Raw genomic sequence first — 23,845 nt, forward strand, 5'->3', positions numbered from 1 at the left:
ACTCATGATGGTCTCGGATGATTCACTTTTACCCCCTCAATCTGCCTATGTGCCAGTTGGGGTGCGGAATGTGGGTTGATACATGGGTGAATATTGAAAGTTACAGGCGAGCTAAATACGAATGGTTAAATAAAATTTTATAATTACCGAATGGCATACCTTCACATGGCACAATTGCGCGAGGATTTTTTCGCCTAAAACCGGAGCAATTTCAGAAATATTTTTTGAGCTGGATTCAATGTATTAGTTGCTTCAATCCAGGAGAAGTAATCGCAATTGATGGCAAAAGTCTTCGCCATTCTTACGAGCGGGGAGGAGATAAAAAAGCAATTTATGTGCTCCTGGGGGGGTGACGAAGAGGTCTACGAGATAGAGTTTATAAGGGTTGCAGCCCGCATACCTTGTTGATAAAAGCGGCGTTTAGAAGGAGTTAACTTCATTAACTGTTCCACCTCTAAAGAATATTGTTCTAGATAATTAACCCACTTTTTTCCATCCTTACCAACACCAAATGTACTCCGTCTGCGATATTTTTTCTTGGGTTCTTTGCGACGAGATACATATTTTTGTACCTGCTTTTTCTTCAGTTCAGTGCCTTGAAATATTGCCCAAGTGTACGCCAGTGTCATGAGCAGAATCATGTTAATAAGTCGGTTCCCTTTGAGGCTTGTTCCTTCCAGATCGTAGCCTCCTGTTTTACAATGTCGAAACATTTCTTCGATACCCATCCGCTGCTTATAAGCATTGAGCGCTGCTCGCAATGAGCTTAAGTCCGTGAGAATAAACCAGGCTTCTTTAACTTGATATTTCCCATAGTTCCTTTTCCACTTACAAGCAAGCTCAAACCCGGTAGTAGGCAGAGTTTTCCTCACTCTTTTCCCTTGCACATACAAACAAGTTCCGGGTACTATTCCTAATTCATCCAACCGTTGCCAAACTAAATGTTCTGTTTCGATACAAAGATTCTTTTTCAGTCTTAAGCAAAAAGACACACCCTTTTCCTTAAGCCAGTTTGCCAAATCAACAGAACAAAATTCACGGTCTCCTAAAACGATGAGTTTATATTGTGAAAATAATGGTAAAACTTGCTGTAAATTGGTAGTCTGTGACTCGAAGCTACTGTTTCCCAATTTGGGCAACAGTGACCAGTATAATGGAATTGCTCTTCGCTCCCAGATCAGGCTAACCATAAAGAGATTTATGCACCCCCATTGACTGCGGTCGATGGCGATTGATAAACGAGTACCAATGGGGCAATAAGTGGTCAACCAATAAGTAATTAATGGGAACCAAATTAATGAGATAGTTAAATTCGGTAAATCCAGAAATCTTTGTAGTTTTCTGCGCCGACTTTCCGTTGTAATTGGATAAGGGAATACCCGTGCCAGTCGTTCTAATCTCACTTGTTTTTCTGATTGCATCACCGATAGCAAAGTTGTCATTACAAGAAACTGAGCTGATGTTAGTTGTTTTTTTAAATGAGTCTGGTAAAATGTTGGTATCATTATTTTTTGGATAGGCAAGCGTGTAACAATTATGCTGCCTATCTTTTTTGAGCAGCGGATTGGCTCAATCCTCACCACCTCTCGGTTTCAGGCTGGTTGCCACCCCCCCAGGCGATCGATCTTGTTTCTAATTTAGCCTCGCTCCGCCTCGCATCCCCCTTAAGTCGGAGATGGCATAAATCGCTCTCTTGCGTTTCGTGATTCACGCAGACACCAGACAATCTAGGATAGCCTACAAAGCTTAATTCGCCTTTTTTTGCATCGATTTTTGTATCGTTCGTGTTCCTTGGGCAGTTTCAAATTGCGGCGCAAAGAAAAGAGTTGTTACTTATTGACTAAAGTTGATTTTTGGGATATCATTTAAATAATGGGAGTGGTGACAGAAATTTAAATTTTGCTATAATTCCCATTATTAAATAATACATTATCAAAATAGCCAAGTCAAGCTTTTTACCCAAAAAAAAGGGGAATCTTTAATATTTTATTAAAAAATAATTTGTTGGAGGCAGGGAGAAATTCACAGAGGGGATGACGCGGGTGAATAGTATCAGAAATCAGAAATGCGAGCGATCGGGTAATGGGGAAGAATTAATGAATTGAAATTAGTTGAACATCAGAATGATATCTTTTTGCGAGCGAGACGCTCGATCGCACTCGCAAAGAGATACTCGCCCTGCACTGAGAAAAATATGCTTCCGAGTGCAGTGCAGAAACAATATAATTACATAATCGCAGCCGCTGCTTTCATCGCCAAAATGCGATCGATCGCATCTTCAACAACCTTATCCGGGGTAGAAGCACCCGAAGTCACGCCGACTACAATTTTACCATCCGGTAGCCAACCTTCAGTTACGATCAAATCTCCCCCCAAAGGCTTGTGTTCGATCCGATTTCCCGGTAAAATGCGCTCCGCACAATCAATGTGATAAGAAGGAACAGTTTTGTCGATCGCAATTTCCTGCAAATGCGTAGTATTAGAAGAATTAAAACCCCCAATCACCAGCATCAAATCCAGCTTTTCCTCAACCAAACTCAACATAGCATCTTGCCGTTCCTGAGTCGCATCGCAGATAGTATTAAAACTCAGAAAATGCTCGCTCAAATTCTCCGGCCCGAACTTCCGCATCATCGTTTTTTCAAACAACTTGCCAATATTCTCCGTCTCAGTTTTGAGCATAGTAGTTTGGTTAGCAATACCAACGCTTTCCAAATCCACATCTGGGTCAAAACCAGCAGAATAAGCCTTGCTAAATTTAGCAAGAAACTCAGCGCGATCGCCCCCATGCAAGATATAATTGCTGACATATTCAGCTTCTTGCCAATTCAGCACAATCAAATACTTATCAGCAAAAGAACTCGTCGCTACAGTTTCCTCATGCTTATACTGACCGTGAATAATCGAAGTGTAATCCTTTTTTTTGTGCTTTTCAACAGTATTCCAGACCTTAGAAACCCAAGGACAAGTAGTATCAACAATCTTGCAGCCCTTATCATTAAGCAACTGCATTTCTTGGACACTGGCCCCAAAAGCCGGTAAAATTACCACATCGCCGCTATCAACAACCGAAAAATCTTTCTGCCCCTTCTCAACAGCAATAAAACCAACTTCCATATCGCGCAAATGCTGATTGACAGACGGATTATGAATAATCTCATTAGTAATCCAAATCCGTTCCGAGGGGAAATGCTGGCGAGTCTCGTAAGCAATAGCTACAGCACGTTCCACCCCCCAGCAAAACCCAAAAGCCTGAGCCAGCCGGATCGTAACTGCGCCGCGTTCCAGTCTGTAATTATTGTCACGAATTTGCTGGATCAGACTGCTTTGATAAGCCGTCTGCATCACCCCAGCTACCTCAGCTTCGTGTCCGAAACCCTTGCGGTGGTAGTTTTCCGATTGTTGGAGCGATCTTTTAAAAGCTTTAGTATCCATGCGGTATCGAGTAGAAATCTAGGTTAATTACCTTTGATTTTAGAATGCCTGGGGTGCGATCGGGCTTATTGGCTCAGTAGGGAAGAGGGGATATGCTATTTATACGATTTATACGATCGACACCTTGAATTGAGAGCCAAGAAAGAATGAACGCGCCTTCGCGGTTCGTTAAAAAAAAACTTAAAAAAAGCCGAGAGACCCAGATAGCTGAGTCTCTGCACGATCGAACTTATTCAAATAATCAGCTTCAAATCTTCTTAGGCGCAAAAGGAGAACTCGATTCAAACGAACTGAAACCGCCGGCAAAATCCTCACCGTAAGCTTCTTCCCCGTGCAGGTCAATATCCAAACCTTTGTCTTCAGCAGATGACGGCACTCGCAGTTCCATAAACTGTTCCAAAATTTTCAGGATCACAAAAGTGCCGACAGCCGCAAACACGTAAGTAGCTAGAATGCCTACCAACTGGGTGACGATTAGCCCCGGATTCCCGGCAAACAGCCCATCATTTCCGGCAGCGTTAACCGCTTTAGTCGCAAACACGCCAGTCAGAATCGCACCCACAGTTCCGCCTAAGCCGTGAATCGGGAAGGTATCCAAAGAGTCGTCAAATCCCAGCTTAGCCCGGAAACTAACGCCAAAGAAGCAGCAAACCGAAGTGATCGATCCGATCAAAAGCGCCCCCACTGGCAGCACGAATCCAGCCGCAGGTGTGATGCCCACCAATCCCGCTAGGAAACCGCTAGCAATTCCCACTGCTGTCGGTTTGCCTCTGAGCACCCATTCGAGGATTGTCCAAGTTAAACCGCCTGCTGCTGTTGAAATCATGGTGGTGACAAAAGCCACTGTTGCTAAAGAACCAGAGCCCAAAGCACTACCACCGTTGAAGCCAAACCAGCCGAACCACAGCAGCCCAATTCCCAGCAAGACGTAGGGTACGTTGTGGGGGGTGTGGGGCTTGTTCAAGTGGTCTTTGCGGGGCCCGATTACCCAAGCTGCGACAACCGCAGAAACACCGGAACTGATGTGCACGACTGTGCCGCCGGCAAAGTCTAAAGCTCCCATCGCCCCCAGCCAGCCTCTACCCCAAACCCAGTGGGCTAAAGGAGAGTAGATGAAGGTAGACCACAGCAGTACGAACCAGAAATAGGTTTTAAATGTTACCCGTTCGACGATCGCCCCTGAAATCAAGGCCGGAGTGATGATGGCGAACATCATCTGGTAAACCATGAAGACTTGGTGGGGTATGGTCGGTGCGTAGCCGATCGGATCTGGTTTGTCGGCCGTGACGTTGTTCAAGAACATCCAGTCGAAACCGCCGATGAAGGTTTCGATCCCTTTGCCAAAGCCTTCGGACGCTGGAGTGGAAACATCAAAGGCTAAACTGTAGCCCCACAGCGTCCAGGTGACGCCGATCAGTCCCATCATGACTAAGCTCATCATCATGGTGTTGAGGACGTTGCGCGATCGCACCAGTCCCCCGTAGAAAAACGCCAACCCCGGTGTCATCAGTAATACCAGTGCTGAGGAGATTAACATCCAGGCCGTATCGCCGCTGTCGATCGGATTCGGCGCCACCGCAGTAGCGGCACCAGCATCTTGAGCTATGGCATTGCCTGTCAGCGGTACGCTTAACAGCCAGAGTGCAATGATGCCGATCGTTAAACTTTTTTTGATCACGTTAGTTGTACCTTTTCATACTCACCAATTTTCAGGGAAGACCGAGCCGATTTTAGATGTGAGGATTTTAGATGCAATAGTTATTTGGTTTTAAGTCCCTGTTTTAGCGGAACAAATCTTCAATAGATAATTCCCCAATCCTCAACCCCCCGACTTCGTATAGCCGGACTCATCTAAATTCGTCAACTATCAATCTAATGGTCTATGCCTTTTGGATTGCACCATTTGTACAAACAGTTATTCTGTATCACCCTATACTAAATAGCTAAGTATCATATTTCTTAATCTATCACTGGATACTTGACATAGCCAGTGATCGCAGAGTAATCAAAGAGGGGGAGTTGAGGAGAGGGCGGGAGTTTTGAGTTGGGGAGAGTCGGAGGAGGAGAGTTGGGGAGAATGTTACTTTATCCTTTATCTTTCTAACTAATGACTAATAACTAATGACTAATAACTAATGACTCATGACTCATTTTTCAACTGCATCTGATCGAACAGTTGCAGGGCTGATCGCCAAACCAGATAACCTTGATCGTTAAGGTGCAAGCCGTCTGTGCTGAGTTCTGTTGGCAAATTGCCGTCAGCATCCGCAAACAGCGGGTACAAATCCAGATACAAAACATTTTCCGAACTAGCAATTTCTTTCAGCCGTCGATTTATTGCCCTAATCCGACTGTTAGGAATCGCCAACAGGCGATCGCGATTTTCCCAAGTAGCTTGTTCCCCGCTATGGGGCAAAATCGACTGCACAACCACTTGTGCTTTGGGGTGAGCCCACCGCAAATCGCGAATAATCTGCCGCTGGTTGTCCAAAATCCCTTCGTCGGTGCTTCCCCGTAACAAATCGTTAATCCCAATCATCACAAACACAGTATCCGGGGCAGTTCTATCGAACAACTGCAACCGCTTCAGCAAACCCAGGGAAGTCTCCCCCGAAATCCCTTGATTCAGCCAAATTCGATCGACTGGTAACAGCTTAGTCGGGAACCACATACTTAGAGAATCCCCAGCCAAAACACTCAGTCTTGAGGGTCGATTCGCCGCCGCCGCCTCAGCTTCGCGACCTAACTGCGTCACCCACTGCTGGTAAGTCCATTTATGTCGCGGTCCTGGAACGGGCACGTCTAGCACTGCCTTTGCAGAGATCACCGGTTGGCCCATTTGTTCCTGGGCCGCTTCTGCCGTCACCGCATCATTCGCCTGGAAGCTTTCTGTCAAGTTGTGTCCCCGCAGCAGTAGTTGAGCGACTGTAAGTATCAGTACCCCGTTCGTCACCAAAGATAGCAAAGCCCAAACCGGAACAGCTTTCGATCGGCTAACTTCCATCCCTAAGAGGGATTTATGAGTTCTACTTCTGCTACCTCCTCCAAACTTCTCCATAAACTCAAGCTATTTGCAGGCTTCACACCGAATAATTTGCACTGATTGCTGCATCAAATTTTACCGCTCAATTCAAGCCTCAATTCTTGTAGTAATCAAGCACTGTGCTGTGTTGGGCAAGGGCGGCGATGCAGAAGTTTGCTTTTTCGCACTACTTTACCATAAAAAATCTGCCTACCAAACTTTCTGGCACCGGAATCGGATTTGTCAAAGCCGCTGCTGTGCACAAAAATATATCTAAAACTTACCGAAATTACCCATTTCTGATGCTAAAATCCAAAAATGAAAAAATTAACCATAACTGAAGCAGCCAAAATTAAAGGTGTGAGTGCTTCCACCTTACGCAGGTGGGAAGCCGAAGGCAAGCTAATACCGGAACGCACCGCTAACGGTCACAGACGCTATGACCTAGCTCATCTTCTGGGCTTAAAACGCGAGGGCGCTTTAACCGTTGCTTACGCTCGGGTTAGCAGTCACAACCAAAAAGATGATTTAGACAGACAAAAACAAGTTTTGGAATTGTTTTGTGCATCTCAGGGGTGGCAATTCCAAATCATTGAGGATATAGGTTCTGGAGTTAATTACAGTAAGGGGGGTTTACAACATCTAATTCGGGCGATCGCAGACAATCAAGTAGAAAGGTTGGTATTAACTCACAAAGACAGACTGCTGAGATTTGGTTCTGAACTAATTTTTAATTTGTGCGAACAATTTGGGACAGAGGTAGTGATTATAAATCAAACCGAAAATACTAGCTGTGACGAGGAGTTAGCTAAAGATCTACTAGAAATAATCACTGTTGTCTCCGCCCGCCTTAATGGTAGCAGGGATCCCAAGAACAAGCGCATCGTTGAAGAACTGAAAGCAATTGCCGGTAAACTCTAATCAATACACCAGCTTGCAAAGTTCGTTAGTTACAGATTCTCAATTCCCAATTATCAATTATCGGCGCACATCTCATGCAATCGGAAAATACTATATGTAAGGCGCTGCATAATAGCGGCATAATTTTGATTTTTTTGTCAGATGGGATCTCTTCGCCCGAAGGCGTGTATTTTCACAGCAGGCGGGACACCCCACAATAATCATCATCAAATTGTGCAACGCCATATGTCAGCCATTAAAGGTCAACTAAACATAAAATTATGCCCGCGTTCGCATGGAAGATTGAAACGCGAGCACAACGATAGACAGCAATAAGTAGGCGGATTTCAGATTGTGGTTTTTCTGAATAAAGGCGTGAATTAGCTGATAAATAGCTAATGTAGGACACGAAAGCTGAATTGGTCGCTCTCTTTGCACGCTCTACAGTTTGGTAGTCTTGCCTCCAGAACCCCCACCATAACCGCCGTAGCTGGTCTCACTTCTGTTATCCAAGCTCGTTTCCTTCACAAACCCAGTGTAAGCTTCCATCCCGTGTTCGCCGATATCCAAACCTTCAGCCTCCTCTAAAGCAGAAACGCGGATACCCAGCAAAGCTTTGAGTGCCAGCCAAAAAATCGTACTCAGCAGCACGGTCATCCCACCTACAGAGATAATGCCGACCAACTGCGCCCAGAGTTGACCGAAACCTCCGCCCACAAGCAATCCGGCTGCCGGGCCTGCGGTATAAATTCCCGTTCCAGGCCCGTCAGCAAACAAGCCCACTGCCAGAGTTCCCCAGATGCCACAGACTAAGTGAACTGAAGTTGCCCCTACAGGGTCGTCAATTTTCAAGTTGTCGAAGAAAGTTACGGCGAAAACTACCAGGATGCCCGCGATCGTGCCAATAATGGCAGAGTTGGGCACGTTGATCCAAGCGCAGCTAGCTGTTACGCCGACTAAGCCGGCGAGGATGCCGTTGATAATCATCGAAAGGTCGGGTTTGCCCAGGTACAGCCAAGCAGTAATGGTTGCAGCAATTCCCCCGAAGGCGCCGCCGGTGTTGGTGGTGATCGCAATGTGGGCGATCGCATTTGGATCGAGTGCCATTGTCGAACCGGGATTAAACCCGAACCAACCCAACCACAAAATCAAACAGCCCAGAGTGGCAATGCTCATATTGTGTCCCGGCATCGCCACAGTATCGCCGTCGCGGTACTTGCCGATCCGCGGCCCCAACAATGCCGCTCCCATCAAAGCAGCCCAACCGCCTACCGAGTGAACCACTGTCGAACCGGCAAAATCCCAGAAGCCTGCTTTTGCCAGCCAGCCACCGCCCCAAATCCAGTGTCCGGTAATCGGGTAAGCAATTCCTACTAGCAGCAAGCTGAAAATTAAGAATTCAAGGAATTTAATTCGCTCTGCAACGGCTCCAGAAACGATCGTCGCAGCAGTTCCCGCAAAAACTAATTGGAAAAAGAATTTAGCGTTAAGAGGCACTCCCGTCCAGTTTAATGAGCTGAAAATGCCTTGATAAGCGTCTCCTGTGGCGGGGCTGTTGTCGGCTACATTCCACAGAAAAAATCCGCTGCTGCCGATAAAATCGTTGCCGTCGCTGAACATTAAGGCAAAGCCGATCGCCCAAAATGCGATCGTAGAAAGCGCAAAAACAATCAAGTTTTTGGACAACACGTTAACCGCATTTTTCTGACGGCAAAAACCGGTTTCCAACATACCGAAACCGGCGTTCATAAAGAACACTAGCATCCCCGCCACCATGACCCACATCGTATCCAGCCCCACCTTAAGGCTTGCTAATTGTTCCTCGGTGGTTGGCGTGGCAGGGGTTTGGGCTACCGCCGCATATCCCCACACCAAGACGATGATTACAGCTAAAGGTATGCAGGCTTGCCAACTTGGAGTGAGGCGGGCGATCGCCCGTGGTAACTTCTTCAACCTGTTGACTTTCGTAAAAAATTTAGCTGCTGGCAAATTTAAAGCCTCGCGCCTGACTTGTTTCGACTTTTTCTTTCCGACAGTCATTTTAATCACTTTTACCCTCTTTACGGCTAGTAAGCTCAGCAATATTCGGAAAACTTTCCAATCTTACTACAAAAGTTTATGGATTATTTGTTGAGATTGAGATAGTTATGATAGCCTAGCTCTTCTAGTTGATTTTGTTTTTTCAGTACAGATTCGGACAAAGTTTTGCGGTAATGCAAAACTCGCTCTAGCAATTCTGGCTGATGAGCTGCCAGTATCTGAACTGCCAGCAAGCCAGCATTCTTAGCGTTGCCGATCCCCACTGTTGCTACGGGTATCCCGGCTGGCATTTGCACGATCGAGTACAGCGAATCTACCCCTTGCAGGTGGCGGCTCGGTACAGGCACCCCAATTACGGGCAAGGGGGTTAAAGATGCTACCATACCCGGAAGGTGCGCCGCTCCCCCTGCTCCTGCAATAATGACTTTCAAGCCTCGTTGGTGCGCGGTTTGGGCGTATTCCACCATGCGCTCAGGGGTGCGGTGCGCCGAGACGATCGCCACGGAGCAAGCAACACTGAATTCTTCGCAAACTGCGATCGCATCTTTCATTGTTGGCAAATCCGAATCGCTACCCATGATAATTCCAACTGTCGCTTGATTCATAAAATTTTCAGATTTGAGATTTCAGATAAATGCTAATTTTAAATGATTGCGTTAACTCAAATTTAGATATTTTGTACCAAAACTGACCCTTCAAAGCAATTTTGCCACAAGCCCCCGTCTGAGCAGCCCTGGAGCCAGCAAAAAGCAAAAAGCTCCCCATCCTCATCGCCAGCCACCGGATTTATCCGTAGCGAATATTAAATCTAAAATCTAAAATCTAAAATCTAAAATCGGATGACTGAAGCCACAACCCCAACTGCCACACCCACAGATATTCTCAATGCTCGCCTCCCCGGTTGCAAGGATTTGCAGATGCTTGCTGTTGACGAAACGGGAATAATTCAAGAAGTTTTACCGATGGACGCCGTATTTAAACGGATTTGTCCTCCCCATTTGCACGTGCTTGATATAGCAGGCGATTGGCTTTCTCTGGGCGGTGTTGACTTGCAGATTAACGGGGCCCTCGGTTTTGCTTTTCCCGATTTAGAAAGCAAGCATATTGAAATTTTGCCAAAAATTTGTCAATTTCTGTGGAATCAGGGAGTGGATGCTTTTTTGCCGACTTTGGTGACAACTTCGGTGGATAAGTTTAGGCGATCGCTCTCGACTATAGCTGATTATATCCGTACTGCAAAAACTACTGTTGCCGCAACCAATAAAGCCAAAACAGCGGAAATTATCGGCGTTCACCTCGAAGGCCCTTTTCTCAACCCCCAGAAGCGAGGCGCTCACCCAGTTGAGTTTTTGCTACCGCTAACTATAGAAAATGTCAAGCAAGTTTTAGGAGATTGTGCCGATATTGTCAAAATAATTACTTTAGCGCCGGAGTTAGACAGCACTGGCGAAGTCATTTCCTATTTGCAAAGTTTGGGAATTTCCGTCAGTCTCGGACACTCCCAAGCGACTGCAGATCAAGCCCAACAAGCATTTGAGCGGGGAGCTTCAATGGTAACTCACGCTTTTAATGCGATGCCGAGTTTGCACCACAGAGAACCGGGTTTGTTGGGAGCGGCGATTGTTTATCCGGGCGTAAAATGCGGTTTAATTGCCGACGGGAAGCACGTTTGTCCGACAATGATAGATTTTTTGCTGCGCGCTGGTAGGTATCAAAAAGGCGTTTTTTTAGTGAGCGATGCTTTGGCTCCTTTGGGTTTGCCTGACGGTGTTTATCCTTGGGATTCCCGACAAATTGAAGTCAGAAAAGGTACAGCTTGGGTAAGATTAGACTACCACTCGCCCCTGGAATCTGCTACTTTGGCAGGTACAACTCTGCCGCTGTTGGCGGGAGTTCAGAATTTGGTAGAGTGGGGAATTTGCGATGCCGAAAGTGCGATCGCCCTGGCAACTGAATCTCCGAGAAGGGCGATAGGAATTTCGGGAATTATTGGCAAATCGGCAGCTCAATTGTTGCGCTGGAATTTAAATGTGGCGACAAAGGAATTGACTTGGCATCGACTCTTTTAGCCTGTTATCCCATTTTAGATTAAAGAACCTAAAATGGGGGAATGGGAGAACTGGTATTATCACATCGATTTGAGATTTTAGATGTGCCATTTTAATCTAAAATCTCAAATCGCAAATTTAAAATCGGTTGTGGCAAGTTCCACATTTTCCGAACCGAATTGCTATATAATATCTAACCGTTGGCAATAACTCAGCAGCAGGCAGATCGATGAATTTGGTAGACGACAAGACTATAGTTAGACAGTATTTTAACTCGACGGGATTCGATCGCTGGCAGCGAATTTACGGCGAGGGCCAAGTCAATAAAGTTCAGCTAGACATCCGCACCGGGCACCAGCAAACGGTGGATACAGTCATCAAATGGCTGCAAGCTGACGGCAATTTGCCTGGGCTTTGTGTTTGCGATGCTGGCTGCGGTGTAGGCTCTCTGAGCATTCCTCTGGCTGACGCTGGGGCAATTGTTTGCGCTAGCGATATCTCTGAAAAGATGGTAGCAGAAGCTTATGATCGATCGACAGCAGTTCCCGGCAAGCTCTACAACATCTCCTTCGCCGCCCAAGATTTGGAAGCTTTAACCGGCAAATTCCACACAGTGATTTGTTTGGACGTGCTAATCCACTATCCTCAAAATAAGGCGGCAGAAATGATCGCACACCTAAGTTCGATCGCCGAATCGCGACTAATTCTTAGTTTTGCACCCAAAACTTTAGCACTCACCGCCCTCAAAAAAATTGGTGAACTTTTCCCCGGCCCCAGCAAAACTACCCGGGCTTACCAGCACCGCGAAGCTGATATTATCAAAATCTTAGAAAACAATGGTTTTGTTATTAACAGAACAGCGATGACTAGCACTAGCTTTTACTATTCTCGCTTGCTAGAAGCTGTGCGGAAATAGGTTAAAAATATCTGCAAAAAAGCTAATTTCTCATCAGCATAGGGTGCGCCCCGCGCACCTTCCCTTCCCAGAGTTAGGCCAGTGAACCTCCATACTATGCGATTGCTTTGCGGACGTTCGCAATTACAAGTAAAACACGCACCGCGCACCTTCGACATCAAAAATCAGATGTTTTTCTATCTTCCTTCTTCCTCCTTCCTTCTTGCCTCTTCCTGACATCCGTTACATCCGTTACATAATCCGTTGCCGAACTTCCTTCTTCCCAATTGAATAAATATTATGTCAACGCTAATTTTAATCCGCATTTTCATAGCAGCCGCGGCCCTCTTTGGAGGTTTATCCGTTGCAGGCGGTGCTTTCGCCTCCCACGCTTTGAAAAATCAATTGAGCGATCGAGCTTTAACCATTTTTGAGACTGGCGCCCGATATCAAATGTACCATGCCCTGGCTTTATTACTCGTCGCTTTACTCTTGAGCCGCGCCCAAGAGTCTCAAACCTTTTTTGCAGTGGCTGGATGGGCTTTTATTGCCGGCACAATCATCTTTTCAGGCAGTTTGTACGCCCTGAGTTTGAGCGACATCAAATGGCTGGGTGCAATTACGCCGCTGGGGGGAGTGGCTTTTATTATTGGTTGGGGATGTTTGGCAGTTGCAGCTTGGAGTTTTAAATAGAGATTGGCAATTCCCAATGCCAAATCCCTCGGCGATAGTTCCGCTTTTTGACCCCATGCCCTATGCCCTATGCCCAATTCCCTATGCCCTATGCCCAATTCCCTAATTATCAAACACATCCCTGGAAAACATCTCTGTCAAAGTACGCAAGTAAGGTACAAATACCGTTAAATCTTCAGCAGGAAGCCGCTCACATATTTCCCAAAACAAAATCAGTAGCATATCCTGCACTAGCTCCCAACTTACATGAAGTTTCGGGTACAACATCACGCAAATTGGAAACAATTCTTGCTGTACCGGGTGAATGCTACCTTCCAAAACGCACCAGCACAAATAGCTTTGAAAAATCTCGACATCTCGAATACCAGAAATTTTTACCTCGTGATCGCTCAAATACCCGCTGCTGCTGCGGTATCCTTGATGCTGGGCACTAGCTCGATCGTACACTGCACTAGCAATTTGAGTCGTGTGCTGCAACAAATGCTGAACCGCTAATAGAGCTCTTGAATTCGGGGGCTGATTCGCCGCAGCCTCGTTAATCTCTCCGTAGGGAATGTGCAGGTAGTCGTCTACAACTTTTAAGTAGGGCGCAAATTCGGCTCTCTCTGACTCCGAAAGACATCCTAACAAGATTTTGCTAGTGTATTGAAATTCCATTGTCACAAATCCCAGCACTAACGGATCTGTCTCTGAGTATTTTCGCCTCACTTTGATAATATCTTTTCCCACCAGCACTGACAAGCGGAAAACAGGTTCTCTATCCGCATAAGCGTCTATTGCTTTCCGATATAAGGTGCGAGCATCGGCGGAAATTTCTAAAGAATTAATTAAGCTCTTATCGATCGCGTGCCGCTGTATTTGTTTCCCTAAAAGAGCTTCTACTCTACTCCAAGCTATCTCGCTGGCTAATTTCAGGGTATCTGTCAATTTGTCAACTATTGGGGCTCTATTTCCCTCAAAATTAATTAAATCGAGGCTTGGGAGAATTTGGCGTGGCGCTTGGTTCTCTCGTGCCGCAACTGTACTGTAATATTTTTTTGCCCAGCTAACTGCGAAGGAAGAAACGCTGACACATTTAGCTTTTAGGAGTTGGTCAGTGTCCGATCCGGTAACACCTTGAGACGCCTGACTTGCGGTCTGTTGAAGTTGCTCTGCTGCTGGTAAAGATTTTGAAGATATTTGTGAAATACCCATCATGATAAACCTCGTTTTTTTATTAAGTCGCACCCGATCGATTCCCCTAATTTTTAACGTTGTTAACTACAATTTTCTGCATTTGTACGCTGACAGTCATCAGCCATTACGCTTAAAGCTATAAGCTATTTGGCTCGACTGCCTGCATCTTTTATAAACTGCACGTTAATAACATTATTGATTGTGCGCTCGATCACCATCACCCTGTGATCGCGACAGTTATTTATTTTTTTGACCTATAAAGAGGACGGGAAATAAATTTAATTTGTCTTAAAACCTGATAATTAAAGTCAAATCTGCCTCTAAAAAACTGTTGCTTGAAATACTTTATCTTTCTTTTGGATCGCTTTGGTTTAGCGCCCTAATCTCTTAAAGAAGCTAGGCTACAGCACGATCTAGCGATGACTTTGGTTAATTTATTTCTATAGGTGAATTAAAAATGTATTTTGAGCCTGACGATTGTTATGAAACCCTAACAAATTTAACGCTCGGCTTTTCTAAATAAAAAATTAAATTTGAGATGAGAATCAGATTTATGTGCATTTAGTTAATGCCATTGCCAGGGCAGTTTTTTGTGATCAGTTGTTTAGCCGTGAAGCGAAGCTATCCCGTAGGGAATCGCCCGCAATAGATCGTCGTCCATTCGATCGACAAACTACCCTTCAAAACCGGAATGAGCGAGTGACTCGCCCGGTAGCCCGCACATTTTGCCAAATCTGGCGGGATCGAGTCCTGCCGGAGGCGGAACCCTGTCCCTACAACGATAGGATTAGGTTGATTGGACACCACGGGCGATCAATCCTCACAAACAGCACGGCCAGTACGTCTTTAAGGCTATGGCTTCGGGTAGGATTAGTAGGACGAGAGGAAGTGGATAAAATGAGCGCTAGCAGCAATTCAACAGAAATTAAGTTCGGAACCGATGGGTGGCGGGGATTGATTGCCCATGACTTTACTTTTGCCAACGTGCGAAAAGTCACCCGGGCGATCGCCAGTTACCTAGAAACCGCTTACACCAAAGACCGACCAGTTCTAGTCTCCTACGATACCCGCTTTCTGGCAGACGAGTTCGCCCGCACCTCGGCGGAAGTATTGGCAGATTTGGGATGGACTGTGAAAGTGGTCGATCGAGATTGCCCCACACCAGTCATCGCCTACAGCGCCAAGCATCTCAACTCCGCAGGAGCCCTGATGTTCACGGCTTCGCACAATCCCGCACCTTACTGCGGCATCAAATACATTCCCGACTACGCGGGCCCGGCTACCCCGGAAATTACCGATACAATTGTGGCAAATATTGCTGGTGCTTCTGATGCCCCAGCCAAAGGCAGCCACAACGATAAAATATCCAGTTTTGACCCGAAACCCGAATATCTGAAGTTTCTTTATACTTTGATCGATGTGGAGCGGATTCGCTCTGCTAAGTTGAAGGTGAAGTACGACGCTCTCTACTCGACTTCTCGCGGCTATCTCGACGGCGTTTTGGAACACTGCGGCTGCGATGTCGAAAGTTTTCACACCTACCGCGACGTGCTGTTTGGTGGCGGAATGCCCGAACCCAAGGGGGAACAGTTAGTTGAGTTGGTGGAAGCTGTTAAGAAGGATTCGGCGGATTTGGGTTTAGCTACCGATGGCGACAGTGATCGCTTTGGTATTGTTGACGAGTTGGGAAATGTCTTGACTCCAAATACTGTACTGTTGCTGCTGGCGCGTCACTTGGTTAAGAATAAAGGATTGACTGGGGCGATCGTCCGTACAGTCGCAACTACCCACTTGCTGGACAATTTGGCCGCCAAGTATGGTTTAACAATCTACGAAACCGCAGTCGGTTTTAAATACATCGGCGAAAAAATGCGGGAAACTGCAGTACTCATCGGTGGCGAAGAGTCGGGCGGTTTGAGCGTTTTGGGTCACATTCCCGAAAAAGACGGGATTTTGGCTGATATGCTAGTTGCTGAGGCGATCGCCTATGAAGGCAAACCGCTTTCTCAGCTAGTCGAAGAAGCCATTAAAGAAGCCGACGGCCCCCTGTACAACAAACGTTTGGACTTGCACCTAGAAGAAGCCCACAAAGCAGCCGTTTTGGAATCTTTTACCAAGAATCCCCCCACAGAAATAGCAGGTATCGGCGTTAAGGAAATCGGCCGCAAAGACGGGATTAAACTTTATCTTGAAGACGGTGGCTGGGTACTGCTGCGACCTTCGGGAACCGAACCCTTGATGCGCGTTTACATGGAAACCAATTCTGTGGAAAAAGAAAGCCAAGTTGCCCAACACATGGAAAAAGTAATTTCCCAGTTAGAACCTGTTTAAGTTTCTACCTATTCCAACGGGGGTTTTTCCCCTAGCGCTTGGGATTGTGAGGTGCGCCGAAGCGCACCTTACGTATTTTTGATAACTGCTGGGTCAGTTATAGATTTGCAATACACTTGGATTTGTTTAAGTTTGGGAAGTGTCAATTTGTTTATGTTTGTTAAATTTTTAATTAATTAAAAAAATCCTCTATTTTTCCGCATCTACTTGACTTTTCCCCTAATCGTATTTTAGACTATTATATAATGGGATGGTTGCAAAAATAAAAATTTTACACGTATTGGAATTATAAAAAAAGTATACAAGTTAAATTACTAGCCTGTCAACCGGTTTATGAAAACAATTCCTCTGCTCGCCATTAGTTTTTTAGTAGCAATTTTAGTAAGCGCGATCGGCATTATTTCAGTGCAGAACGCTGCCCCCGTATCCTTAAACTTTATCTTTTTTCAATCGATACAAATGCCCGTAGGAGTAGTATTGGCAATGAGCCTGAGTGCAGGACTTATCGGAGGTGCGCTACTGCAACCGCTGTGGAACCTTTCAGATTCCCAAAACTCGCGTCCTAAATTTCAGGCAAATCCAGAAGAATCCGACACCGCACAATATTAAATAAATTTGATCCCTTAGAGGGAATATACGTGACCGTCAATCAGCAATCGAGTAATTCCCTTAGCTCGCAAATAAGGCGCTGCTTTTTGCAGCATACTGCTGTCAGGAATCTTGAAAACTCTTTGATTGCGAGTAGCAAATCGGCGGGCCACTCGGTGATTGTCAAACACTGCCAGGGTTTTCTCGCGAATTTCCGCCGCCGGAATTTGACCGAGTTCGCCAAAAGCTTTTAGAGGTCTAGTGATTAACTCTGCCGCACGATCGACCACCAAATAACAAATTTTGGGCAGAGATGCTTCGCTTAAAGGCAAAACTTGAATCAGTCCTGTACCCCGAAGCTCGTTAGCGAAGCCCTCGAAGAGGATCGACTCGCCCGACGATAGTGAACCCAGGAGACTGCCTTCAAACAGAGAGTCTTCATCCTCTACATCTTCGTCGAAGTCGTCATCTAAATCGTCTTCATCCTCATCATCATCCTCATCATCCTCGTCGTCGTCCTCGAAATCCCTAAAGTCTTCACCTGCCAGCAGCCCTTCTGCTGGCAGCATTGCCTTTAGTTCACCAGTCACAACAGCGCGGTGGCTTCGATCGGCAATATTGGCTGCTTGGGCATCTGGCAAATCAGAAACATCTAAATCAGACTCTACATTGCCTCGAATTTCTGGTTCTGCAACTGGTTCAGGGACTGAGTTAGAACGCTTTCGGATTGTCGGTCTCGAATTTGAGGCTGACGGCAGGACAGGGACTGACTCCGACAGGGGGACAGCTACAGGATCGGTTTCGCCATCTGCCGGCGACTCAGTAGTCGCCTCTGTCGGTTCAGAAACACTGCTGCGATCGGACAAACGCTTTTGTTTTTGCTGCACTAGAAATTCGTATTCCGGCTCCGACAAAGCCCCCTGAATGATGCGCCTCACAGTCGAACTGCTCACTCCGTAGCGCTTTGCCAGAGTGATAGTATTCTCGTTAGACTGTCGGTACAGCCTGATGAGTTCGCGTTTATCGGAATCGGAGAGTTTTGTAGGCGTCATGCCAAGTTTTCCAGCAAAAAGACGTGAAAAGACGCAGGCTAGCAGTCAGCGAACTATGATTTTTGATTTTCGATTTCAAGCCCAGAGATGCCGACAAGGGCAAAAAAGCTGTCGCGTCGCCATCGCTTGCCAAAGCAACCCTAATCTCAAATCGCTAGGCTGCGCGACGACTGCGTCTGCTCTGGCGAGAACGGGTTGAGATGTCATGTTCCAAGATAGCTCCAATGCCGAACAGGATGGCGCTGAAAACAAAAAAGACTTCCAGCAAACTGCCGCTTTGATAACTACCCTCAGCCTGAGTATCGCGCCATTTAAAGTACATATCTGCGATGTAAAGCGAAAAAGTTGCAGCCGCAATCATTCTCCAAGATTGGGAAAAACGTCCTCCCCAAAACGCCAGCAGCAATGCAGTAGCAATAATCAGCAGAAAAACATCCCCAACGATGTAAAACAAATTGATTGCGTTTTTGTGAGGCGCCAGTTGCTTATCAAGTGCCATCACCCATGCGGGAGCTTTGATTTCTGCTTCTTCTTCGGGTGCTGATGCAGCATCATCGGTCGCGGCTGCTTTTGCCTGTAACTTAGACGAATTTTCCAAAGCAGGCGCTCTTCCTGTGGCAGCGGTTGCTGGTGCAGATGTCACTACTTCTTCTTGAGTGGCTGCCGGAGCCATTCCTAGCTGGGCCCTCCAAGAGTCAGGTGCAGCAACCCAAATAGCTACAGCTATCCCGAAGGCTGCAATTCCCGCTAACAAAGCCCACTGCCAAATTTCTAGATTCAGCCGCTTGGAAGTCACAGCTACAACCATGCCCCCGATAAGTACCACATAGCTGGCCAGATAAAACGCATCTGCTGGAGACACGTCCGGGTCTAACCCGAAATAGAGTTCCCAAATCCCGAACAGCACGCCGGCTATGAAATAGAACAGCATCCCCAGACCTATGCCCAGCCAGACGTTGCGCCCACTGACCATGTGGGGGCTTTGCCAGTTTCTAAAACAGACTAAAGCCGCTCCCAAGTATGCTCCGCATTCAAAAATATAAGTGCCGATCGAGTACCACAGAGGTAAACCCTCTTCTGCAGAGAGGGGGACGCTGAACAGCAAAAAAAACAGCAGCGCCATGACAGCCCAGACAATGCCTGCAATCACTAGGGTCTGAGCTGACAGTAAAGATGAAGATGTAGATGACTTTTCTGAAGTGCTACTCATAGGGATTCCACGAGACCTAACTAGCGGTTGAACGGACCCCATCTCAATCTTTGATTGTAGATGAGGATTCTTTCGCCAAAAAAACTTAAAAAACCTAGATCTGACGCTTCCGGAATAACTGGCGTCCTCAGTGTGTCGTCGGGACTTTTGCCCTCGTACACTATAGAAAGACTAAGCAAGAATAATCTCTATTTACTAATTCAATAAATTAGTCGTTAGTCGATCTTTTACCCGGAAATATAATGATAGATATACGGTAGATGTCTCCACCATTAAGGTTTTTACAGTACCAAATCTATCTCTGAAATTATACCCTCAAAGGTTGAGGGAGCTGTTTTTTTGCTTTCACTCTTCCCCACTCGTATCAATGATTGTGAGTGGGAAATGCGATCAAAACTGAGTTAAATTGCCAGACCATAGGTGGCATCCAAACCGAATCAACAATTTGGTTGTCAATACAAGTTGGCAATCCAACTTGTATATCGCGTACCCCCTACAGTGCAATTATCTAAGCTGAATTATCTGGACCCAATTGTCTGAGAAATTGTCACAGATTTTCTATCCTGCGATCCACAACTTGTTGAGGGCTGATTGTTTCAGCCAATCTAGAAACTGAGTCCGATCCGGTGCTGGCATATCTTGCAGCACATCGCTCACTCCCTCCGCGAAGTCCGTATTGCCAAAATATGATTTGCCCAAGCGGTGGAGTTCTTGCAATAAGGTTTTGAGATGCTGCTCTTGCCAAGGAGGCACCTTGTGAGTTTGCAAGGGACTAACGGTTAGCCAGTTTTTTATCGCATCAGGGGAGTCTGCCTGGGGGAAGTTTCCCTGCTGAAATACCTTGGCGATATCTTTCTGAAACGATGTGGCTTGCCTTGCGCCTAAGAGGTCTTCTACATCGAAGTAAACAGCTTGGAGTAGCAGCAGACAAGCCTGCGCGAACAGTGGCGCTTTGGCTGCTTCATTCCCTGCCGGTTCTTCACCGGCAAGCTGATCTAAACGGACTTTTCCCCAGACGCTATATCGATCCGGCTCTTCTAGCAGAACACAGGCTTTGCCTCGGTTGTCGGTTAAGTCCCGCCACAAGGCTCTGGCGTCTTCTGCTTGTTTGCCGTTGAAGGCGCTGATCAGGCGAAAAGTCTGCCCCTGATAATTGAGAATGGGAATTTGTTGATCCCGTTTTGGGTGTTGAAAATTGGTTATTTCAACATCCTGCCGTTTCAGAATAAACATGACACTGCGATTTGACTCCTGTCATGGCCGAGGTGCTGTGCTTTTGACACTCCCGATGCCTAGAGGCGAGGGGATTCTTGATTCAGCGAGTCCACTTAAATTAGCAGGATTGCTCCCGATCACCCAGAGATGGTTCTCTTCTCAAGCGTTCCGATACTTTTTTGCTAACAAATGTTAACAATTATCTAAGCTGAGATTGTCTCTCAGCCTTGGCGTATAAATCAATGCACGAAGGAAAATCCCCCGCGCACAATTTACGACTGCTGTACTGGCAACGCTTGATTTTCGCGCTCGTGCCGAGCAGGCGATTGACTGTTTTGCTTTGATGCCGTAGAGGAAGCTTATATAGAGGCTCCGTACCATCAGGGATTTTCACCTGAGTCTTTCAATCCTAGTTCTACCACATTTTTATCAAATATCAAGTCGAGCAGAATGTTAGCCAACATAACTCAATATCAGCAAATTAGTCATTCTGACTCAGCTCATACCTCAAATCAGGGGACGAGTTCTGGTTTTTCGGTAATGCGGTCAGCGTTTTAGGCTTTGCCACTAGGCGAGGTTAACATAACCCATAGACATCTGGGAAAAAGCACCTGTGACTCTTTTGCTGTCTGAGTTCCATCTTAATTTGGGGAGAGATATCCGATCGACCAAATATTGGGGTTTCAACTCGACCTCTAAATACTTTACCCGAGTTTACGTCCTACCTAGTTTTGATTGTAAATTGACAATTATGCGGTTTGCAGGTGAGTCCCTCCAGCTTTTGTCAGATACAGTCTTGAAGGCAAAGGCACTCTCATCATCTTGGTTTTTTTCCCGAACCATCGCGCTGCAAGCCATATTTTTCTAGATAAAAGCGGTTTCTGCGTAAGTCATCAAATAATTTACTTGCTCGATCGCACACTGCACCGATACAATAATGTTGTTAGCAATTTTTGAGTTGGGTGCGTAACTCAGTTGGATAGAGTAGCTGCCTTCTAAGCAGCGAGCCGCAGGTTCAAGTCCTGCCGTACCCGTTACACAAATTTAATGATATCAAGGGTTTCAGCAGTTTTCTCCTGCCAAGAAAAGAGAGGCTGAGATATTATTTGCTTCGGATTTGTTTTGGATGACCGAAATCCAAAACAAATCCGAAGCAAAAGCCCCACCTGCCAAACTGGGCGAATCTTCCTGCTTCTGAGCGATCGACACTGCTACCTTTCTGAGTATAGGTTTGACACAGCCGATGCTTTATCATAAAAAGTCTATTGTGTCAATAGACTAGATCCTGCGAGGTTCAAACAGCACCAGCAGCAGGTTGTGGGCCGAGTAGCCCTCAGAGGTTATCCTTAGTAATCAGGCTAGTTTCCGACAGGTTTGGATATGTTCCCAACAACTCTATTTAATGTTCCCCAAAATTTAATGCTATTACTCGACCGCAGCGCGATCGACCGATTAAAGCCCCTATTGGCGCAAACAACCGGAATGCCTATAGTTGCATCGGAAAATACGGCAACAATTGCGCTCGTATTGGTTGCTCTGGGAATTCTGGGTTGGGGATTTTATCGCGCCAGACCTTTTGGCAAACTGGGAATTTTGGCTTGGTTGCAGTCTGTTGCCCTGATGAGTCCCTGGCTGTTGTTCTTTGGTTTGTTCGCTGCCGGAATTTACCTCAATCTAGTTGCGGTATTGTTGCTGCTGGTGGCATCCACGGGATTATACATTTATCTGGGCCGGCAATTGCGTAAGGCTGCATCTGAGACAGTGCTGCCGCGACCGGATGCTGCTGAGGTAAAGTCCCAAAGCGATGCTTTCTCGGACCCTGACTCGCAGCCGACACCAGCCAAAGAAACCATAAAGATCGTCACCTCCTCGCCTGGGAATAATGAATCAGAAATAATTCCCGTTCCGGTGGAAGATCTCAAGGCAATTAAAGGCATCTTTGGAATTGATACTTTCTTTGCCACAGAGACGATTCCCTATCAAGATGGGGTAATTCTCAAAGGCAATCTTCGAGGAGACCCAGAACAAGTACACTCACGTTTGACGGCAAGTTTGAAAGAAAAATTAAACGATCGCTACCGTCTATTTTTAGTAGAAAATCAGGACGAGAAGCCCGTAGTTATTATCTTGCCCAGCACCAACGACCCGCAGCCCACAACCGTGTCTCAAAAAATCCTAGCAGTCGTCCTGCTGCTGACAACAATTGCTACTAGCTTAGAGACAGGCGGTTTGCTGCTAAGTTTCGATTTCTTTAACTCGCCGGCTAGATATCTAGAAGTTCTGCCAATTGCAGCGGGAATTTGGGCGGTTTTAGGATCTGGGGAAATTGCTCGCCGAGTGCTGGCAAATCGGTACAAGGTTGGCTTGAGTTGGCCGTTTTTTATACCAACTTTGCAGATAGGTTGTTTTGGAGCGATCGACCGTTTTGAGTCGCTGCTACCCAACCGTAAAGTTTTGTTTGACATCGCTTTTGCCGGGTCAGCGGCTGGGGGAATAGTTTCTGTGCTAATGCTGGTAACGGGTTTGCTGCTGTCTCACCCCGGCAGTTTGTTCCAAATTCCCGCAGAATTTTTCAAGGGCTCGGTTTTGGTGGGAACTTTGGCCAAAGTGGTTTTGGGTTCGGAGTTGCAGCAGCAGATTGTTGACGTTCACCCGCTGGTAGTTATCGGTTGGTTGGGCTTGGTAATAACGGCGATTAATTTGATGCCGGCGGGACAGTTGGACGGGGGTAGAATCGTGCAAGCCATCTACGGTCGGAAAATAGCCAGTCGCACTACTTTGGCGACTTTTGTGGTGCTGGCTATCGTTTCTTTAGTTAATCCTTTGGCTCTGTATTGGGCGATCGTGATTCTGATTTTACAGCGGAATCTGGAGCGGCCGAGCCTCAACGAGCTGACTGAGCCTGACGACGCTCGCGCGGCTTTGGGTTTGCTAGCTTTGTTCTTGATGATTGCTGCCCTGTTGCCTTTGACTCCGGCTTTGGCTGGCCGTCTGGGAATAGGGAATTAGCAGTAGTCGGGCATCTTTGGTAATAGGCTCTTGGGTTGCGGTAAATTAGTGGAATATAGGAATTGAGCGATCGAACTGGGAACTGAAGGGCGATCGGGTTCCTAACTACTAATTTCCCATTAATACCCGCGCCCAGGGCAATTTATCTACTACCAAAAGTTGATTTTTTTACAACCCAAAATTTGTTTAAACTCGATCAATTAAGTTTAAATAAGTTATCTGAGCCTATAG

Annotated in this window: 17 protein-coding genes and 1 tRNA gene; 8 read left to right on the plus strand and 10 right to left on the minus strand. The window is 46.3% G+C overall.

The genetic code is table 11. The features are described from left to right. Positions 1-362: 362 nt before the first annotated feature. The 4 genes from QUA03_RS05355 to QUA03_RS05370 all read right to left on the minus strand — a co-directional run bounded on the left by QUA03_RS05355 (position 363) and on the right by QUA03_RS05370 (position 6,493). A complete protein-coding gene (locus QUA03_RS05355; protein WP_333210333.1) occupies positions 363-1,505 on the minus strand; it encodes an IS4 family transposase in 1,143 nt (380 codons plus the stop codon). Positions 1,506-2,226: 721 nt separating this feature from the next. Then, entirely contained in the window at positions 2,227-3,435 is a 1,209-nt protein-coding gene (locus tag QUA03_RS05360; RefSeq protein ID WP_333210335.1) for a 4-hydroxy-3-methylbut-2-enyl diphosphate reductase, read from the minus strand. A 247-nt stretch (positions 3,436-3,682) separates the two neighbouring features. Beyond that, entirely contained in the window at positions 3,683-5,110 is a 1,428-nt protein-coding gene (locus QUA03_RS05365) for an ammonium transporter (RefSeq protein WP_445304838.1), read from the minus strand. 465 nt (positions 5,111-5,575) lie between these two features. After that, entirely contained in the window at positions 5,576-6,493 is a 918-nt protein-coding gene (locus QUA03_RS05370; RefSeq protein ID WP_333210339.1) for an SGNH/GDSL hydrolase family protein, read from the minus strand. 282 nt (positions 6,494-6,775) lie between these two features. Here QUA03_RS05370 and QUA03_RS05375 point away from each other — a divergent pair, with 282 nt between their 5' ends. Then, a complete protein-coding gene (locus QUA03_RS05375; protein WP_333210340.1) occupies positions 6,776-7,378 on the plus strand; it encodes an IS607 family transposase in 603 nt (200 codons plus the stop codon). Positions 7,379-7,798: 420 nt separating this feature from the next. Here QUA03_RS05375 and QUA03_RS05380 read toward each other — a convergent pair whose 3' ends face one another. Then, a complete protein-coding gene (locus QUA03_RS05380) occupies positions 7,799-9,397 on the minus strand; it encodes an ammonium transporter (protein WP_333210453.1) in 1,599 nt (532 codons plus the stop codon). Positions 9,398-9,480: 83 nt separating this feature from the next. Next, complete coding sequence (gene purE, locus QUA03_RS05385; protein WP_333081709.1) at positions 9,481-10,002, minus strand: 5-(carboxyamino)imidazole ribonucleotide mutase; 522 nt, start codon at positions 10,000-10,002, stop codon at positions 9,481-9,483. Between the two features lie 234 nt (positions 10,003-10,236). Here purE and nagA point away from each other — a divergent pair, with 234 nt between their 5' ends. From nagA to QUA03_RS05400, 3 genes are all read left to right on the plus strand, one after another. Further along, entirely contained in the window at positions 10,237-11,466 is a 1,230-nt protein-coding gene (nagA, locus tag QUA03_RS05390; protein WP_333210342.1) for an N-acetylglucosamine-6-phosphate deacetylase, read from the plus strand. Positions 11,467-11,674: 208 nt separating this feature from the next. Further along, positions 11,675-12,361, plus strand: a complete 687-nt coding sequence (bchM, locus tag QUA03_RS05395) for a magnesium protoporphyrin IX methyltransferase (protein WP_333210344.1) — start codon at positions 11,675-11,677, stop codon at positions 12,359-12,361. A 279-nt stretch (positions 12,362-12,640) separates the two neighbouring features. Then, positions 12,641-13,033, plus strand: a complete 393-nt coding sequence (locus QUA03_RS05400; protein ID WP_333210346.1) for a DUF423 domain-containing protein — start codon at positions 12,641-12,643, stop codon at positions 13,031-13,033. Positions 13,034-13,135: 102 nt separating this feature from the next. On the opposite strand, the gene QUA03_RS05405 is transcribed toward QUA03_RS05400, so the two are convergent. Next, positions 13,136-14,230, minus strand: coding sequence for a hypothetical protein (locus tag QUA03_RS05405; RefSeq protein ID WP_333210347.1), 1,095 nt, complete (start codon positions 14,228-14,230; stop codon positions 13,136-13,138). 678 nt (positions 14,231-14,908) lie between these two features. Between QUA03_RS05405 and QUA03_RS05410 the strand changes: the two genes are divergently transcribed. Beyond that, positions 14,909-16,540 (plus strand): phosphoglucomutase/phosphomannomutase family protein, encoded by a 1,632-nt coding sequence (locus QUA03_RS05410; RefSeq protein WP_445304835.1) that lies wholly within the window; start codon positions 14,909-14,911, stop codon positions 16,538-16,540. Between the two features lie 333 nt (positions 16,541-16,873). Beyond that, positions 16,874-17,149: a LapA family protein gene (locus tag QUA03_RS05415; protein WP_333210349.1), complete on the plus strand. Its 276-nt coding sequence runs from the start codon at positions 16,874-16,876 to the stop codon at positions 17,147-17,149. A gap of 14 nt (positions 17,150-17,163) precedes the next feature. Here the strand turns inward: QUA03_RS05415 and QUA03_RS05420 are convergent, their stop codons facing one another. The 3 genes from QUA03_RS05420 to QUA03_RS05430 all read right to left on the minus strand — a co-directional run bounded on the left by QUA03_RS05420 (position 17,164) and on the right by QUA03_RS05430 (position 20,623). Next, positions 17,164-18,180, minus strand: a complete 1,017-nt coding sequence (locus QUA03_RS05420) for a hypothetical protein (protein ID WP_333210350.1) — start codon at positions 18,178-18,180, stop codon at positions 17,164-17,166. 154 nt (positions 18,181-18,334) lie between these two features. After that, positions 18,335-19,390 carry a hypothetical protein gene (locus tag QUA03_RS05425; RefSeq protein WP_333210352.1) on the minus strand — a complete coding sequence of 352 codons (1,056 nt, stop codon included), beginning with the start codon at positions 19,388-19,390 and terminating at the stop codon, positions 18,335-18,337. A gap of 558 nt (positions 19,391-19,948) precedes the next feature. Continuing rightward, positions 19,949-20,623 (minus strand): Npun_F0813 family protein, encoded by a 675-nt coding sequence (locus QUA03_RS05430; RefSeq protein WP_333083534.1) that lies wholly within the window; start codon positions 20,621-20,623, stop codon positions 19,949-19,951. A 942-nt stretch (positions 20,624-21,565) separates the two neighbouring features. Between QUA03_RS05430 and QUA03_RS05435 the strand changes: the two genes are divergently transcribed. Together QUA03_RS05435 and QUA03_RS05440 are read left to right on the plus strand one after the other, a co-directional pair. Beyond that, positions 21,566-21,639: transfer RNA gene (locus QUA03_RS05435), tRNA-Arg, on the plus strand. Between the two features lie 346 nt (positions 21,640-21,985). Beyond that, complete coding sequence (locus QUA03_RS05440; protein ID WP_333210354.1) at positions 21,986-23,614, plus strand: site-2 protease family protein; 1,629 nt, start codon at positions 21,986-21,988, stop codon at positions 23,612-23,614. Positions 23,615-23,845 lie beyond the last annotated feature (231 nt).

It is taken from the genome of Microcoleus sp. S36b_A4 (assembly GCF_036700645.1).
Classification (GTDB): domain Bacteria; phylum Cyanobacteriota; class Cyanobacteriia; order Cyanobacteriales; family Microcoleaceae; genus Microcoleus.

Coding starts and splice junctions, on each gene's coding strand:
- QUA03_RS05370 (WP_333210339.1), bottom strand. CDS start 6,493: ATGGAGAAGTTTGGAGGAGGTAGCAGAAGTAGAACTCATAAATCCCTC.
- QUA03_RS05380 (WP_333210453.1), bottom strand. CDS start 9,397: ATGACTGTCGGAAAGAAAAAGTCGAAACAAGTCAGGCGCGAGGCTTTA.
- QUA03_RS05440 (WP_333210354.1), top strand. CDS start 21,986: ATGTTCCCAACAACTCTATTTAATGTTCCCCAAAATTTAATGCTATTA.
- purE (WP_333081709.1), bottom strand. CDS start 10,002: ATGAATCAAGCGACAGTTGGAATTATCATGGGTAGCGATTCGGATTTG.
- QUA03_RS05400 (WP_333210346.1), top strand. CDS start 12,641: ATGTCAACGCTAATTTTAATCCGCATTTTCATAGCAGCCGCGGCCCTC.
- QUA03_RS05425 (WP_333210352.1), bottom strand. CDS start 19,390: ATGAGTAGCACTTCAGAAAAGTCATCTACATCTTCATCTTTACTGTCA.
- bchM (WP_333210344.1), top strand. CDS start 11,675: ATGAATTTGGTAGACGACAAGACTATAGTTAGACAGTATTTTAACTCG.
- QUA03_RS05360 (WP_333210335.1), bottom strand. CDS start 3,435: ATGGATACTAAAGCTTTTAAAAGATCGCTCCAACAATCGGAAAACTAC.
- QUA03_RS05355 (WP_333210333.1), bottom strand. CDS start 1,505: ATGATACCAACATTTTACCAGACTCATTTAAAAAAACAACTAACATCA.
- QUA03_RS05430 (WP_333083534.1), bottom strand. CDS start 20,623: ATGTTTATTCTGAAACGGCAGGATGTTGAAATAACCAATTTTCAACAC.
- QUA03_RS05405 (WP_333210347.1), bottom strand. CDS start 14,230: ATGATGGGTATTTCACAAATATCTTCAAAATCTTTACCAGCAGCAGAG.
- QUA03_RS05375 (WP_333210340.1), top strand. CDS start 6,776: ATGAAAAAATTAACCATAACTGAAGCAGCCAAAATTAAAGGTGTGAGT.
- nagA (WP_333210342.1), top strand. CDS start 10,237: ATGACTGAAGCCACAACCCCAACTGCCACACCCACAGATATTCTCAAT.
- QUA03_RS05420 (WP_333210350.1), bottom strand. CDS start 18,180: ATGACGCCTACAAAACTCTCCGATTCCGATAAACGCGAACTCATCAGG.
- QUA03_RS05415 (WP_333210349.1), top strand. CDS start 16,874: ATGAAAACAATTCCTCTGCTCGCCATTAGTTTTTTAGTAGCAATTTTA.